We start from the raw sequence: 14,694 nt of genomic DNA, 5'->3' as shown, positions 1-14,694 counted from the left end.
AACAGGTTTTTTTAACTTTTTTTAATTCCTATTTCCATCAACCGCGATACACCCATAGTCCGTACGGGATTCGAACCCGTGTTACCGCCGTGAAAAGGCGGTGTCTTAACCCCTTGACCAACGGACCTGAGCTTTTTAACTCTTTCTATTATACCTACTTTTTCTGCCTTGTCAAGAACTTGAGATAATTTTTTCTTATTTTTTGTTTTTTACAAAGCAAAAAGCCCACTGTTGTAGGCTTCTTACAATATAGAATCTTATCTTAAAGCATTTTGTTGTAGAATTCAACGATAAGCGCTTCGTTGATTTCTGGGTTGATTTCATCACGTTCTGGCAAACGAGTCAATGAACCTTCCAATTTTTCAGCGTCGAATGATACGAATGCTGGACGTCCAAGAGTAGCTTCTACCGCTTCAAGGATTGCTGGAACTTTCAATGATTTTTCGCGAACTGAGATTACTTGACCTGGAGTTACGCGGTATGATGGGATATCAACACGTTTTCCGTCAACAAGGATGTGACCGTGGTTTACGAATTGACGAGCTTGACGGCGAGTAGTCGCAAGACCAAGACGGTAAACTACGTTATCCAAACGACGTTCCAAAAGAAGCATGAAGTTGAAACCTAGGATTCCGCCCTTGATTTTTGTAGCTTGTACGAACAAGTTACGGAATTGTTTTTCACCTACTCCGTATGTGAAACGAAGTTTTTGTTTTTCAGCCAATTGCAAACCGTATTCTGACAATTTAGAACGGTTGTTTGGTCCGTGTTGTCCTGGTACGTAGTTACGACGTGCCAATTCTTTACCTGTACCTGTAAGTGAAAGGCCAAGGCGACGAGCTTGTTTCCAAGATGGTCCTGTATAACGTGACATATGTATGTCCTCCTAATATAGATATAATTTCGGCGGAAATAGTCACTTAGAAAGCTCTGATTCGTGCAGATGCCCTTCGCCCAAACAGCCAAGGTTACTTGTTATAAGACACCTGTTGACGAGCTTCATGCTTTCCTGCTGCTATTTCACACAAAGGCTATTGTACCATGAAATACTACATTTGTAAAGAGAATTTTCTATCTATTTTATTTTTCGTTAAATTTAGATAAGGTATCCAAATATTGGTTATTAATCACCGCCATGATATAGGTATCAGGTTTTAATAAGTCATCCGGCCCAAATTGAACATCCAAGGGAGCATTTTCATAGTCACGAAAACCAAGAATATTGAGATTGTATTGTCCTCGAAGATCAAGATGACTTAGACTCTTACCTGCCCACGACCGTGGAATTTTCATCTCGACTATCGAGACATTTTTGTCCAACTGAAAAACATCAACGCTGTTATTAAATAAAATAGTCTGCGCCAACGAACGACCCATCTCATATTCTGGTGAGATGACTGAATCTGCGCCAATTTTTTCAAGGACTTTTTTTGCTGTATGGCTTTTAACCTTAGCAATAACAGTTGGCACTCCTAGACTCTTGCAATGCATGACTGCAAGCACACTAGATTCTAAATTTTCCCCAGTTGCCACCACAACTGTATCGCAGGTATCAATTCCTGCTGAGAGCAAGAGCTCTTCATCTGTTATATCTCCAACAACTCCACGTACCAAGACAGGTTCGAACTGATTGATTCGCTCTTCATGGTCGTCAATGGCTATAATATTTACATCATGCTTAGCAAGAGCCGCGAGAACACTGCTCCCAAAAATTCCCAAACCTAAAATTCCAATTGTCCGATCTGACATAGTTTATCCTTTCTTATCCTATGGTAATATCTGCTTTCATATAGTGGATCATATCTTTCTTATCTGGTTGATACTCAGCCAAACTAACTAATAGCGTCAGTGGTCCAATTCGTCCGATAAACATCAGTAGCATGATAATGCTAAGAGCTAATCTGCCTAACTCTGGTGTCAAATTTGCAGTTACTCCGACCGTGGCAAGCGCTGAAATTGTCTCGAACATGATGTAGATAAAGCGCGGATTCCCTTCTGCTGTTACCCCTAACAGGATCAAGCCCAGCAAGAAAGTTAGCAAGAAGATAATAAAGACACTGAATGATTTTTGGACTGTCCGAGGTAAAATTGTTCTTCGAGCTACATTGGCATGAGGCAAGCCTAAAAGCTCACTGCGTGCAAATACTAATAATACAAAGAAGGTTGTGATTTTAAGCCCCCCGGCTGTTCCACCAGGCGCCCCACCGAGAAACATCTGCAAAATATAGATCATCAAGGTAACAGGCCTAGCCTGAGTAAAATCAATAGAAGCGAAGCCTGCCGTCCGCATGCTGACAGTTTGGAAGAAACTGACTAGCAATTTATCTGGGAAGTTGAGATTTCCAATCGTTCCCGGATTGTTCCACTCTATCAAGAGGGTTGAAACTGTTCCAGTAAATAAAATTCCAGCTGTCAAGAAGAGAACCAACTTGGTATGGAAGCGAAGCCGACGTTTTTTCTTGCTCAACTGCGTGGCCAGGTCAAACCAAACCATGAACCCTAGACCGCCTGTGATGATCAAAGCAGCAAGCACTAGATTAATCAAAGGATCAGTTTGAAAAGCTACTAAACTTGTACTTCCAAAATTATCAAAACCAGCATTACAGAAAGCTGAAATAGCTACGAAGATAGAGGTAAAAATCCCTCGGCCCCAACCAAATTCCGGAACAAAACGAAAACTTAACAGGAAGGCTCCGAGTCCTTCAACGATAAAAGTCGTCAAGAAAATCGAACGTATGAAAACCATTAAAGACTGAGTTTCTCCATAACTAAAGCTCTCCAGAATTGTTTCACGGCTACGAAGACTTAGCTTTTGCTTGCTTTGAATATAAAAGACCCCTATAAAGGTCATGAGACCCAAACCACCAATCTGGATCAAAAACATACAGATTAACTGCCCCCAGATGTTATATGTGGTAGCTACTGGTTGAGTAAAGAGTCCTGTCACACAGACCATGGATACTGCTGTAAAGAGATGGTCGAAATAGGTCGCTTGGGAGCTTGTTGCTTGCACAAATGGCAGACTCAAAAGGAGAGAGCCTGCGAGAATAACCAAAGCAAAACTTAAAAAAATTCGACGAGCAGGTGATAAACGCCCCAAGGTCGTGTTTATTTTTTCCGAAAATGATTTGAATAACATAGTTACATTGTACCATAAAACAGTTAAAGCAGTCACATATGACTAACGATTTCAAGACAGAGTTCTAAGGCCTTGTCAAAAGCTTCTGAACCCCAATCGCGACTATCATAATTTTCTAAATCGGCTAAAGAATCTGCGGTAAAGAGCAACTCTCCCCAGACAACTCCACGTAGCTGGGCTACTGCCGCAAGAGCGGAGCACTCCATCTCCACAACTGCACAGCCTTCTTTCTTACGATAGGCAACTTTTTCAGCTGTTTCTCGGTAAAAACCATCTGTCGACCAAGTCATAACCTCTTCATAAGGAATGCCTAGTTGTTCCAAGACTTGCTCGATGGCAGAAATCGCTTCGACATGTACATCCATATAACGAGAAGGCGCTACATAGTGGTAGCTGGTCCCCTCATCTCGCAGGGCTCGGACTGGAACCAGAAAGGCATTTTCCTCTATATCGGCTAGGACGCCACAGGTTCCAGTGGAAATGATTTGTTCCACACCGTAGCCAATCAACCAATCCATAAACTGGGCCGCTGGAGCAGAGCCAACGGGAGCCTGGGCAAGACAAATCTCCTCGCCCTTGTAGTTGATGACATAGACTGGATAAGTCTTGGTGGCAGAAATGAACTCGCCAACGCACTCTGCTCCTATTTCCTGGGCGTAGCGGTCAATCTCCTCCTCCAAAAATGCATAGATACACTTCTTTGGCAATTGTAAATCTAAGCCTTCGTGATTTGGCATGATGACTGCCTGAGGATTGTCATCAAATTCTAAAATAGGAATGGCATGTTTTTGAATCATAAAGCACCTCCTCTAAATTTGTACTATTATAACAAAAGCTAAACGAAAGTCAAGACGGGAGGCTAAGTCAAATCAGAAAAACCTACCTTAAGTAGGAAACAACAATTAAATGCTTTTTTCGTCATAATAAAATTGCTATAGCTTAGGAATTAGTTTATAATAGATTGAATTTAAAAAAGGGAGAAATCTTATGAAATTCTATTCATATGACTATGTTCTCAGTCAGATTAGTCAACAGAATTGGACCATGATTATTGTGTCGACATTCTTAGTGATTGTGACTGGATTCTTTGCATTTAAGGCTTTCAAAGATAAAAGAGGGAGTAAGTTCCGTGAATTATCGCTCATTTCTATTTTGACCTTAATTGCTTTTGTATTGATTAGCATTACGAATTTTCAAAACAGCCAATCCAATGATAATCAATTTCGTAGTTCCTTGCACTTCATCGAAATTGTATCAAAAGAGTTAGGTGTTGATAAGAAAAATGTTTATGTCAACACATCAGCAGTGACTGATGGGGCGATTATTAAAGTAGGTGACAATTTTTATCGTGCCATTAGTGGGACTGACCAAGATAGCTATTTATTAGAAAAGATGGAACTCTATAAATCAGATGTGGAACTCGTGGAGGTTGAAAAATGATAAGCTTTTTTGCTACAATTGCAATTAAATTAGCCTTGGGGCTACTTTCTCTTGTTTTTGTTATTAACGTAACAGGTAAAGGAAATTTAGCACCAAGTTCTGCAGTAGATCAAATCCAGAACTTTGTTCTCGGGGGTATTATCGGTGGGGTTATCTACAATAGTTCTATCACCATCATCCAATACATTGTTATCCTCATCATCTGGACTATTCTCATCTTGCTCCTTAAATGGCTGAATACCAATGTTTCTCTGATTAAACATCTGATTGACGGAAAACCTACTATTATCATAAAAAATGGTCAGTTAGACCCTGAAGCCTGTCGATCAAAAGGTCTTGCAGCTGCAGATGTAGCTCTTAAATTGCGCGCCCAAGGAATCTTCCAACTAAAAGACGTCAAGAGAGCTGTGATTGAGCAAAACGGACAGCTAATTGTTGTAAGAATGGGTGACGAAAATCCTAAGTACCCAGTCATTACAGATGGTGTTGTCCAAGTTGAAATCCTAGAAACCATTGGAAAAACTGAGGAATGGCTAACAGAAAAATTAAAAGAAGAAGGTTTCGAAGACGTTTCTAATATTTTTATCGCAGAATATGATAAAGGTCAACTGAATGTTGTAACCTATTAAAAAAACAAACTGATGCTTTTCGTATCAGTTTTTTGCTTTTTAGCATAAAAGGGTATATACTTAAATTAATATCTAATGTAATTTAGATAATACAAAAAATTAACGTAGGTATCCCCCATGTCAATCGAAGAAAAATTCAACCAAGCTAAAGGTTCTGTTAAAGAAGGTTTTGGTAAACTAACTGGCGATACAAAAACTCAAGCAGAAGGAGCTGCAGAAAAGGTAGCTTCAAAAGCTAAAGAAGTTGCTGAAGATGCAAAAGAAGCTGTCGAAGGTGCAGTATCTGGCGTAAAAAACATCTTTAAAAAAGACGGAGAATAATTCTTTTTCGTCCTAATAACATAAGAAAATCTCCCTTCTCTTTCGAGAAAGGAGATTTTCTTTTATGGTCGTCCACCAGGGCCACCATTCCCTTGAGGTCCACCTCCACCAGGCATCGAATTGACAATCTCAGTTTGTTTTTCACCATTGAAATAGATGTCTCCGCCTGTATAAGTCGCTGTTCCATCAAAGTCAAAACCAGTTTGACCAGTCATTTTGATGGTTCCTCCATTAACTGTAATGTTCCCGTTTGAGTCAATTGGATCCGTGTCCCCTTGACCAACTTCAACGGTCAAATTCCCACCATTCATAGTAAAGAAGATTTCACTTTGTTGGGCGTTTTTGTTGGCCGCATTGACACCATCATCTGTTGAGTATATGTTGATGTCTCCGCCGTTGATAGTAATTGACTTCCCTTCTAATCCTTCGGTAGATTTCTTAACGGTATAGGTACCACTATCAATAACTAAATCACCTGATGCGTGGATACCATCGTCCCCTGCAGTAACAGTGATGGTATTATCAGAGAGATACATGGTTCCTACAGATGTGTCCTCATCATTGTCGACCTTAACTCCGTCTTCCTTGGCATCGATAGTCATGGTTGTGCCGGTAATGTTGAATTCATCATTGACATTAAAGGCATCCCCAACTGCCGTGATATTATAAGCCCCACCTGTGATATGAAGCGTATCGTTTGCTTTAATACCATTATTTTTCTTACCATCTACATTGAGAGTTCCTTTACCATTGATGGTTAAGTCCACTTTAGAGAAGAGGGCTGCATCAGCTTTTTCGTCACTATTAGAAGCTGAATCTGACAGGCTATTGCTTGTCCCATCTGCTAGAGTTAAGTAGACGTGGCCAGCTGATGTTGCAGAAATAGCTGCATTGGTGTTGGTCATGGTTACACCGTTTAGGATGATATGTACATCATCTGTTTTTTCAGCTGCAATCTTGATTTGAATACCGTCAGATTGTCCAGAAATCACATAAGTTCCAGACTTAGAGATGGTAACGGTAGAGTCTGACACAGCAACTCCTTCACCAGAAACAGTTGCAGTAGATCCAGACAGCGTCACAGTTGATGCAGATTTTTCATCGTAGGAAGTATCGTAGTCCTTGTCTGTAAAATAGCTAGTTTTCTTAGCTTCTGTAGTTGATGTCGTTTTCGTTGTTGCAGTATTGCTAGCTGTTGTATTTGAAGTTGACTGGGTACAAGCTGTTACTAGTGCTAGAGTTGCTATACTCGTTAATAAGAATGTCCATTTTTTTGCTTTCATACTCATTTCCTCGTCTTTCATTTTACATGCTCTTAGTCTACGGAACTTCCCTAAAATAAGCCTAAACTTTTTCTGAAAGTTTTCTTAACCACATCCGAACTTCATTAATACTCATTGTTTATGGTAAAAAAAGAACAGCATTTTGCTGTTCTTTTAGTTTTCTTTAACTGGAATTTCCTTGATAACCCGTGCTGGGTTGCCTGCCAGAACTACATTATCACCAAAAGATTTAGTAATGACCGCTCCTGCTCCTGCAACAACGTTATCACCTAGTGTAACACCTGGAAGGACAATAACCCCACCACCTGCCCAGAAGTTCTTACCAATCGTAATGGGTTTCCCAAATTCTAAACCTGAATTTCGTTCATCCGGATCTAGAGGGTGAAGAGGTGTTAAAAACTGACAATTTGGGCCAATCATGGCATTATCACCGATGGTAATAGGACAAACATCTAACATTGTCAGATTCCAATTGGAATAGAAATTTTCTCCCAAATGAATATTGACACCATAATCCACCACCAAACGAGTATTGACATAGAAGTTTTCACCAGTTGAGCCAAACCAGCCTTTGATGATTTCCATACCTTTTACTGGGTCGACCTCTTCATTAAAGGAGGCTTGCTTTTGTCGTGCTGTTTGTGCTAGAGCACGAAGTTCTGGATCGAACGGGCGATAGGGTTCTCCCGCAATCATTTTTTGGTATTCACTTTTCATATCTTGATATCCTTGTTTATTTTACAAGATTGTAGCATAGTTCTATCCTTAAAACAAGCAGCAAAGAGATAAAAAAACTAGTACATCCAAAGATGTACTAGTTTTTAATTAGAAAGGTGACTTTTCCACTACTCTACAGAGTTGATTAGTCTTCTTTCTTTTTACGAGCGATAAGTCCAAATCCACTCAAGACACCTACTAAACCAAGGGCAGCAAGGCTAGCATGATCTTCAGTACCAGTATTTGGCAATTGAGGAGCATTTTCCTTAGCTGGAGTTGGTTTAACTGGAGCTTCTGGTTTTTCTGGAGTTACAACTTTCTTGTAGATGTGTTGGATGTTACCATTTGCATCTACAACAGTCTTCACAAACTCATATCCTGGAATATCTTTCTTAGGTTGTTCTCCATCCTCAGTTGGGTATCCTGGAATTGGGTTTCCATTTTCGTCAACATGAGTTGTTGTGATCTTTTCATAGACATGTACTGTATCACCGTTTGGCAACTTCTTAGTTTCAACGAAGCGGTATCCTGGAATATCTTTCTTAGGTTGTTCTCCATCCTCGGTTGGATATCCTGGAATTTCATTTCCGTCTTTATCCTTGTGACTAGTCTTCACTTTTTCGTAGACATGTTCTGTGTCACCGTTTGGAAGTTTCTTAGTCTCTACGAAGCGGTAACCTGGGATATCTTTCTTAGGTTGTTCACCGTCTTCTGTTGGGTTACCTGGAATTGGTTTACCATCTTTGTCTACAAACGTAGTAACTGGGGTTACAGTTGGGGTGTATGTTGCAGAAGCTTTTGTTCCGTTCATATCTTCACGCACAACTGTCACTGATGGAGCAGTTCCAGTAAATTCTGGTTCTGGTTTAAAGGTTACTGTTCCATCTGGAGCTACTGTGTATGTACCGACTCCTTCAACAGTCTTAGTTGTTGAACCATCTTCAAATGTAGCTGGAACATCATCATTCATAGGCACACGGCTATCGCCTTCCTTGAATGTTGGTTTGCCAGATTGTTCTTTACCTTTTGGTCCAATAGATGTAACAGGTTCTGCTGTTGGTGTTACTGGAGTTACAGTTGGGGTGTACTTAGCTGTAACTGGTGTACCATTCTTGTCTACACGTTTAACAGTCACACCTGTTCCTGTTCCTGTGAATGATTTTTCTGGTACAAATGTAACTGTTCCGTCTGGGGCTACTGTGTAAGTTCCCTCACCTGGAATTACCTTAGTTGTTGAACCATCTTCGAATGTTGCTGGCGTATCATCATCCATTGGTACACTTGGGTTACCTTCTGTAAAGTTAGGCTTACCTGTTTGTGTTTGACCTTGAATATCTGTTGATGTTGCTGGTTCTGCTGTTGGTGTTACTGGGGTTACAGTTGGGGTGTACTTAGCTGTAACTGGTGTACCATTCTTGTCTACACGTTTAACAGTCACACCTGTTCCTGTTCCTGTGAATGATTTTTCTGGTACAAATGTAACTGTTCCGTCTGGGGCTACTGTGTAAGTTCCCTCACCTGGAATTACCTTAGTTGTTGAACCATCTTCGAATGTTGCTGGCGTATCATCATCCATTGGTACACTTGGGTTACCTTCTGTAAAGTTAGGCTTACCTGTTTGTGTTTGACCTTGAATATCTGTTGATGTTGCTGGTTCCGCTGTTGGAACAACTGGAGTAATCTTAGGTGTGTATGTTGTTTCAGCTGGAGTGCCGTTAGCATCCTTAGCTTGAATTTTAACTGGAACTACTTCACCTGAGTATGACTTATCAGTTGGTGTAAAGGTTACAACACCTGTTTCTTTATCAACTGTGAAAGTACCAATAACTTCACCACTTGGAGATTTAGCATCTACAGAAGCCGCCGGTTGACCATTTTCGTCAAGAAGAGTAATGGTATCCTTGTCGATTGGTGCAACTGGGTCACCTTCTTTGAATGTAACAGTACCAGTTTGAACCACACCTTGAGGTGCAACTGATTCAGCTGGTGTTGCAGTTGGTGTTACTGGAGTTACAGTTGGTGTGTACTTAGCTGTTACTGGTGTACCGTTCTTGTCAACACGTTTAACAGTCACGCCTGTTCCTGTTCCTGTGAATGATTTTTCTGGTACGAAGGTTACAGTTCCGTCTGGTGCTACTGTGTATGTTCCTTCACCTGGGATAGTCTTAGTTGTTGAACCATCTTCGAATGTTGCTGGAACATCATCATCCATTGGTACACTTGGATTACCTTCTGTAAACTTAGGTTTACCTGATTGTGTTTGACCTTGTTTGTCAGTTGAAGTAGCATCTTCACCTGTTGGAACTACTGGAGTAATCTTAGGTGTGTAAGTTGTTTCTACAGCGGTACCGTTAGCATCTTTAGCTTGAACCTTAACTGGAACAACATCACCTGAGTATGACTTGTCAGTTGGTGTGAATGTTACAACACCTGTTTCTTTATCAACTGTGAAAGTACCGATTTCTTTACCTTCTGGTGACTTAGCAACTACAGATGGAGCTGGTTTACCATTTTCGTCAAGAAGAGTAATCGTATCCTTGTCGATTGGTGCAACTGGGTCACCTTCTTTGAATGTAACAGTACCAGTTTGAACCACACCTTGAGGTGCTACTGATTCAGCTGGTGTTGCAGTTGGTGTTACTGGTGTTACTGTTGGAGTGTACTTAGCTGTTACTGGTGTACCGTTCTTATCTACACGTTTAACAGTCACGCCTGTTCCTGTTCCTGTGAATGATTTTTCTGGTACGAATGTTACTGTTCCGTCTGGTGCTACTGTGTATGTTCCTTCACCTGGGATAGTCTTAGTTGTTGAACCATCTTCGAATGTTGCTGGAACATCATCATCCATTGGTACGTTTGAGTTACCTGGTGTGAATGTTGGTTTACCTGATTGTGTTTGACCTTGTTTATCAGTTGAAGTAGCATCTTCTGCTGTTGGTGTTACTGGTGTTACTGTTGGTGTGTAAGTTGAAGAAGCTTTTGTTCCATTCATATCTTCACGAACAACTGTAACTGATGGAGCTGTACCAACAAATGATTTTTCAGGAACAAATGTTACTGTTCCGTCTGGTGCTACTGTGTAAGTACCAACACCTTCAACTGTCTTAGTTGTTGAACCATCTTCAAATGTTGCTGGAACATCTTCGTTGATTGGAACTGTTTTTTCTACTCCATCAACTGTAACAGTTCCACCCTTGAATTCAGGCTTACCTTTTTGAGTTGCGCCTTGGATGTCTGTTGTTTCAGCTGGTGTTGCAGTTGGTGTTACTGGAACAATCTCAGGTGTGTAAGTTGTATCAACCTTAATACCATTTGAGCTTTCAGCTTGAACCTTAACAGGAGTTACTTTACCTGTGTAAGATTTATCAGTTGGTGTGAATGTTACAGTACCAGTTGCTGGGTCGATTGTGAATGTACCGATTGGTGTTGTTCCATCTTCAGCATAAGCTGTTGTAGTTGTAACTTCATTACCATCTTTATCCAAAAGTGTGTAGCTGTTATCTTTAATAGTGATTTCTTTGTCTTCACCGTTTACAGTAACAGTTGTACCTGCAAATGTTGGTTTACCTGTTTGAGTCGCACCTTGGATATCTTTAGATGTAGCTGGTTTAGCTGTTGGAGCAGCTGATTTTACAGTTGGTGTGTAGCTTGCTTCAGCAGTAATTGTTGAAGTTTCACCCTTCTCATTTGTAATAGTTGCAGTTGCTTGAACCTTAACGCCTGTAGCTTTTCCGACAAAGTCTGGTTCTGGAGTGAAAGTTACTGCTCCTGTAGTAGGATCGATTGTGTAAGTTCCTTCTCCTGGAACAGTCACAGTAGTTTCATCAGTAGGTTGACCAGTTGCTGGGTCTACCAATTTCTTGCTTGTGATTTTCGCAGTCTTATCGTTGCTCAACTCAAATGTAGGAGTTTGAGTTTGTGGAACGTTTTGGATGTCCTCAGACACTTTATCTGTTGGTGTGATCGTAATTGGAGTTACAGTTGGTGTGTACTTAGCTGTAGCTGTCTTAACGTACTCCTTTTGAACCTTACCGTCTTTGTTTCGACCAACTGGTGCTGACAATGTAACTTCAATGCCTTTAGCTGTTCCTACAAAGCTTGGTTCTGGGGTGAAGGTTACTTCACCTGTTGAAGGATTGATCGTGTATGTTCCTTCTCCAGCCACTGTTACAGATGTCGCATCAGTAGTACGACCAGTTGCTGGATCTACTAATTTAGCAGGATATTCTGCACTTGGAGTGACCGCAATCTTGTCCCCATTTAAGTTAGTTGCAGTTGTATTAAAGGTTGGTGTTCCTGTTTGAGTCGCTCCTTGCACATCAGTCGATGTCTTGTCAACCCCTTCGATTTCAATCGGAGTGACTGTTGGAACGTATTGACCATCCATAGTATTCAACTGACCATTAATGTTTGGTTCTTTGTCTGGGAATTTGGTTGACCAACCCGTATCGTAACCATTGTTGTCTACACGACGGATAGAGATACCATCTGCAGTTCCTAGGAAGTTATCTTCTGGGATAAACTCAACGTCTACGTCTTTACCGTTGGCAGTGATCTTGTATTTACCTTGACCTGGAACGACATAGTAACCATCTGCATCAAGAGTTGCACGGTTACCATCTTTATCAACGATGTATGGTTCTACAGTTTCGTCGATGACTGCCTGAGAGTTACGTTGATACTTGTGCTCTCCACGTGCTGTAAAGGTTACTGTTGCTGTTTGTTTAGTAGCTTGAGGACCAGAAGTTTCCTTAAATTCCCCTTTTGGTGGGTGGGTAATTTGAGTCTTGAAGTCTTCTACTTCCCCTGAAAAGGCCATACCAGTTGGGCTTTCAATCTCAGTATCTTTCTTGGCAATACGGACACGAGCACCTAGTTCGTTAACGCTAGGGTCGATATAAGTCTTGCTTTTTGCGAAGGTCAACTCAACTGTGCCATCTTGGGTCACTTTTGCAAGTTCAGAGCGCTCATCTTCATCAAAGGTACCGTTTTGGTTAAAGTCTACCCAACCATAGATATAAGCTTCTGAAGCTCCATCCAAATGGGCTTGAAGTGACATCTTGTAGTTACCTGGGCGTGTACGGTCCATCTTGATCATCTCATTGGTTGTCCCTTTGAGTTCATCCGGAAGCAATTGGTTAATTCCTTCATCGGCCGTGGTTGAGTTATCATCACCGAACCAGTCGAGAGTCGTATTCTCATCCATATCTGGGCTCACATTACCAATATACGGTTGATTTACTTTACCTCCAGTAACACCGTCTACAGTTGCAATGGTATGAACTGCCTTACCATATGACTCAGGAGCATCCCCTTCATCAAGTGGGAAGAACCCTAGCATAGCAGACTGTTTACCAGCTGAAGCGATGTAAAGTCCCACTTCAGATGCTCCACGCGTCATCACGAGTGGAACTGTTCTATCCCCTTGAGAAATGTTTGGTCCAAAGATGCCGGTTCCTAAACCTCCTGTAACCTTGTCAGGATTTCCAAAGTATTTCCAAGCTACTGGTTTCTTTTCTGGTCCAACTTCAGTAGAATTACGAAGTTGAGGTAGATTTTGACTACTGTATTTAGGTTTAGGTCCCAAAAGGTTCTCAACATCTTGTGGTTCATAAGTTACTGAGGTGGTTGGTTTGGTAGATTTCTTCCATTCCCCAATGTGCTGCCAACCTTGTCCGTTGGTAGTGAACATAACAAATTCACCAACATTGGCTTCCTCGCCATCAGCCATAACAACAGCTGGCTTAACTTTCTTGCCACGGAAGGTTGCAGAGATTTCAAACTGAACTCCAATATTCCCACCATTATATGCAGAACCCATGGTAGTCTTCTTGGCTTTGGTATCAACATTTTCCTTTTTGATTTCACTCCAACGAGTTTGGGCATCAGCAATAACGTCGGCTTCTTTGCCATCATTAAAATATTGTCTAGCAATTGGTGAAGTAACACCCTTTACATAGCCATTTTTTGCATTTGGATCATAGGTCGCTTTTTCGGCTTCTGTAGCTCCTTGCTCTTCCATCCGTTTTTTATAGATTTCAGTCGCTTGGAATGGTTTCAAGGATTTGACTTTTACCGTAACAACATAACCAGGCATGATTTCCTTGGTATAGGTAGCCCCAACTTGAAGAGCCAAGCTCTCTGTTAGCTCATCTGGTTTCAGTTCATTTTTAGCGACTTTGATTATTTTCGCTCCTGTCCAGTTGGCTACATCACCAAAGTCCAACCAAGTAATCTGGCTAGTCATAGATTTGGCATCAAGATCTGTTGTAAAGCCTGGTTTTTCAACTTTTGGAGTTGAAGTTGCGTCTTCAACGTCTGCACCAATTCCAGTAGCTGTTGCAGCATCTGCACGGAAGGCAGTATTCTTGTCAATCTCTTTACCATTACGAGGGTCGTTTTTCCCTGTATTTGCGATTGCGTTAGTACCTTCAGCTGGCTTAGTGTTTTCTGCAGGTTTACCTGTAGTGGCTTCTGTCTTTTCAGTAGCTGCTACTTTTTCTTCGGTTACAGCTTTTTCTTTGTTTTTAAGTTTAGAATTGACAATAGTTACAAGTGATTGGTAAGCTGCGTCAAGTTCAGCTTGGCTTGTAGCAGAAGTAAGTGCATTTTTAGCATTAGCAAGACCTACCTTAAGAATTTCAACGCTCTCGTCTGTCTTGTTGCTGTATTTACCATTTGCCACGTTTGCTTCAATTTCAGCAACGTAAGTTGCCAATTTTTCGCTATTTAGCTCAGGTTTTACTTCAGTAGAAACTGCAGGTGCTGCTTCTGCTTTATAAGTTACTTCTTTAGCAGGTGCTGCTTCTGTAGTTACAGGAGCTTCAGCTTTGTCTACTTCTGTTGTAGCTGCAACTCCGTCAGCTTGTTTTTCTTCAGTTACTTCATCAGCTCCGACACCTGTAGCAGTTCCGAGCATTACCAACGTTCCGAGTAAGACCGAGCAAACTCCTACATGAAGCTTACGGATCGAGAATCGACTAATTCGGTCGTTAAACAGATCATTTTTCATGTTTTACCTCCAATACCCTTTCGGGAATGTATATATTGTTATAGTTTATGCATTGTTTTTACAAAATCCTAAACATGCAACGCTCCTATTTTAGCACTATTGTACTTAAAAACCAAGCATTATGCTCATTGTTTTGAAAGTTGAAATCAATAT

Annotated in this window: 10 protein-coding genes and 1 tRNA gene; 3 read left to right on the top strand and 8 right to left on the bottom strand. The window is 41.0% G+C overall.

Annotated features, from left to right (window positions below; all coding sequences use genetic code 11):
* Nucleotides 1-55: 55 nt before the first annotated feature.
* The 5 genes from ACWPUA_RS08130 to ACWPUA_RS08110 all read right to left on the bottom strand — a co-directional run bounded on the left by ACWPUA_RS08130 (nt 56) and on the right by ACWPUA_RS08110 (nt 3,936).
* Nucleotides 56-127 (bottom strand) — tRNA-Glu (locus ACWPUA_RS08130).
* 135 nt (nt 128-262) lie between these two features.
* A complete protein-coding gene (gene rpsD / locus ACWPUA_RS08125; protein ID WP_004253981.1) occupies nt 263-874 on the bottom strand; it encodes a 30S ribosomal protein S4 in 612 nt (203 codons plus the stop codon).
* 206 nt (nt 875-1,080) lie between these two features.
* Nucleotides 1,081-1,749 (bottom strand): potassium channel family protein, encoded by a 669-nt coding sequence (locus ACWPUA_RS08120; protein ID WP_036756138.1) that lies wholly within the window; start codon nt 1,747-1,749, stop codon nt 1,081-1,083.
* A gap of 13 nt (nt 1,750-1,762) precedes the next feature.
* A complete protein-coding gene (locus ACWPUA_RS08115) occupies nt 1,763-3,139 on the bottom strand; it encodes a TrkH family potassium uptake protein (RefSeq protein WP_036756141.1) in 1,377 nt (458 codons plus the stop codon).
* A gap of 32 nt (nt 3,140-3,171) precedes the next feature.
* Nucleotides 3,172-3,936, bottom strand: a complete 765-nt coding sequence (locus ACWPUA_RS08110) for a nucleoside phosphorylase (RefSeq protein WP_036756144.1) — start codon at nt 3,934-3,936, stop codon at nt 3,172-3,174.
* A gap of 190 nt (nt 3,937-4,126) precedes the next feature.
* Here ACWPUA_RS08110 and ACWPUA_RS08105 point away from each other — a divergent pair, with 190 nt between their 5' ends.
* From ACWPUA_RS08105 to ACWPUA_RS08095, 3 genes are all read left to right on the top strand, one after another.
* On the top strand, nt 4,127-4,579 hold the full coding sequence (locus ACWPUA_RS08105; protein ID WP_084864383.1) for a DUF3290 family protein: 453 nt from the start codon (nt 4,127-4,129) through the stop codon (nt 4,577-4,579).
* The gene (locus tag ACWPUA_RS08100; protein ID WP_036756149.1) at nt 4,576-5,208 is read left to right on the top strand and encodes a DUF421 domain-containing protein; all 633 of its coding nucleotides are present in this window, start codon (nt 4,576-4,578) and stop codon (nt 5,206-5,208) included. The genes ACWPUA_RS08105 and ACWPUA_RS08100 overlap by 4 nt, the downstream gene beginning before the upstream one ends.
* 117 nt (nt 5,209-5,325) lie before the next feature.
* Nucleotides 5,326-5,529 carry a CsbD family protein gene (locus ACWPUA_RS08095; protein ID WP_000020982.1) on the top strand — a complete coding sequence of 68 codons (204 nt, stop codon included), beginning with the start codon at nt 5,326-5,328 and terminating at the stop codon, nt 5,527-5,529.
* Nucleotides 5,530-5,591: 62 nt separating this feature from the next.
* On the opposite strand, the gene ACWPUA_RS08090 is transcribed toward ACWPUA_RS08095, so the two are convergent.
* From ACWPUA_RS08090 to ACWPUA_RS08080, 3 genes are all read right to left on the bottom strand, one after another.
* Entirely contained in the window at nt 5,592-6,812 is a 1,221-nt protein-coding gene (locus tag ACWPUA_RS08090) for a carbohydrate-binding domain-containing protein (protein WP_036756159.1), read from the bottom strand.
* A gap of 153 nt (nt 6,813-6,965) precedes the next feature.
* On the bottom strand, nt 6,966-7,529 hold the full coding sequence (locus ACWPUA_RS08085) for a sugar O-acetyltransferase (RefSeq protein WP_454380267.1): 564 nt from the start codon (nt 7,527-7,529) through the stop codon (nt 6,966-6,968).
* 145 nt (nt 7,530-7,674) lie between these two features.
* Nucleotides 7,675-14,541 carry a GEVED domain-containing protein gene (locus tag ACWPUA_RS08080; RefSeq protein WP_454380265.1) on the bottom strand — a complete coding sequence of 2,289 codons (6,867 nt, stop codon included), beginning with the start codon at nt 14,539-14,541 and terminating at the stop codon, nt 7,675-7,677.
* Nucleotides 14,542-14,694: the final 153 nt, after the last annotated feature.

The organism is Streptococcus sp. Marseille-Q6504 (genome assembly GCF_965111625.1).
This window is presented reverse-complemented; position numbering and strand designations above follow the sequence as displayed.

Bases quoted from the DNA above. Each gene is read 5' to 3' on its own strand.
- rpsD (WP_004253981.1), bottom strand. From the start codon at position 874: ATGTCACGTTATACAGGACCATCTTGGAAACAAGCTCGTCGCCTTGGC.
- ACWPUA_RS08120 (WP_036756138.1), bottom strand. From the start codon at position 1,749: ATGTCAGATCGGACAATTGGAATTTTAGGTTTGGGAATTTTTGGGAGC.
- ACWPUA_RS08115 (WP_036756141.1), bottom strand. From the start codon at position 3,139: ATGTTATTCAAATCATTTTCGGAAAAAATAAACACGACCTTGGGGCGT.
- ACWPUA_RS08110 (WP_036756144.1), bottom strand. From the start codon at position 3,936: ATGATTCAAAAACATGCCATTCCTATTTTAGAATTTGATGACAATCCT.
- ACWPUA_RS08105 (WP_084864383.1), top strand. From the start codon at position 4,127: ATGAAATTCTATTCATATGACTATGTTCTCAGTCAGATTAGTCAACAG.
- ACWPUA_RS08100 (WP_036756149.1), top strand. From the start codon at position 4,576: ATGATAAGCTTTTTTGCTACAATTGCAATTAAATTAGCCTTGGGGCTA.
- ACWPUA_RS08095 (WP_000020982.1), top strand. From the start codon at position 5,326: ATGTCAATCGAAGAAAAATTCAACCAAGCTAAAGGTTCTGTTAAAGAA.
- ACWPUA_RS08090 (WP_036756159.1), bottom strand. From the start codon at position 6,812: ATGAAAGCAAAAAAATGGACATTCTTATTAACGAGTATAGCAACTCTA.
- ACWPUA_RS08085 (WP_454380267.1), bottom strand. From the start codon at position 7,529: ATGAAAAGTGAATACCAAAAAATGATTGCGGGAGAACCCTATCGCCCG.
- ACWPUA_RS08080 (WP_454380265.1), bottom strand. From the start codon at position 14,541: ATGAAAAATGATCTGTTTAACGACCGAATTAGTCGATTCTCGATCCGT.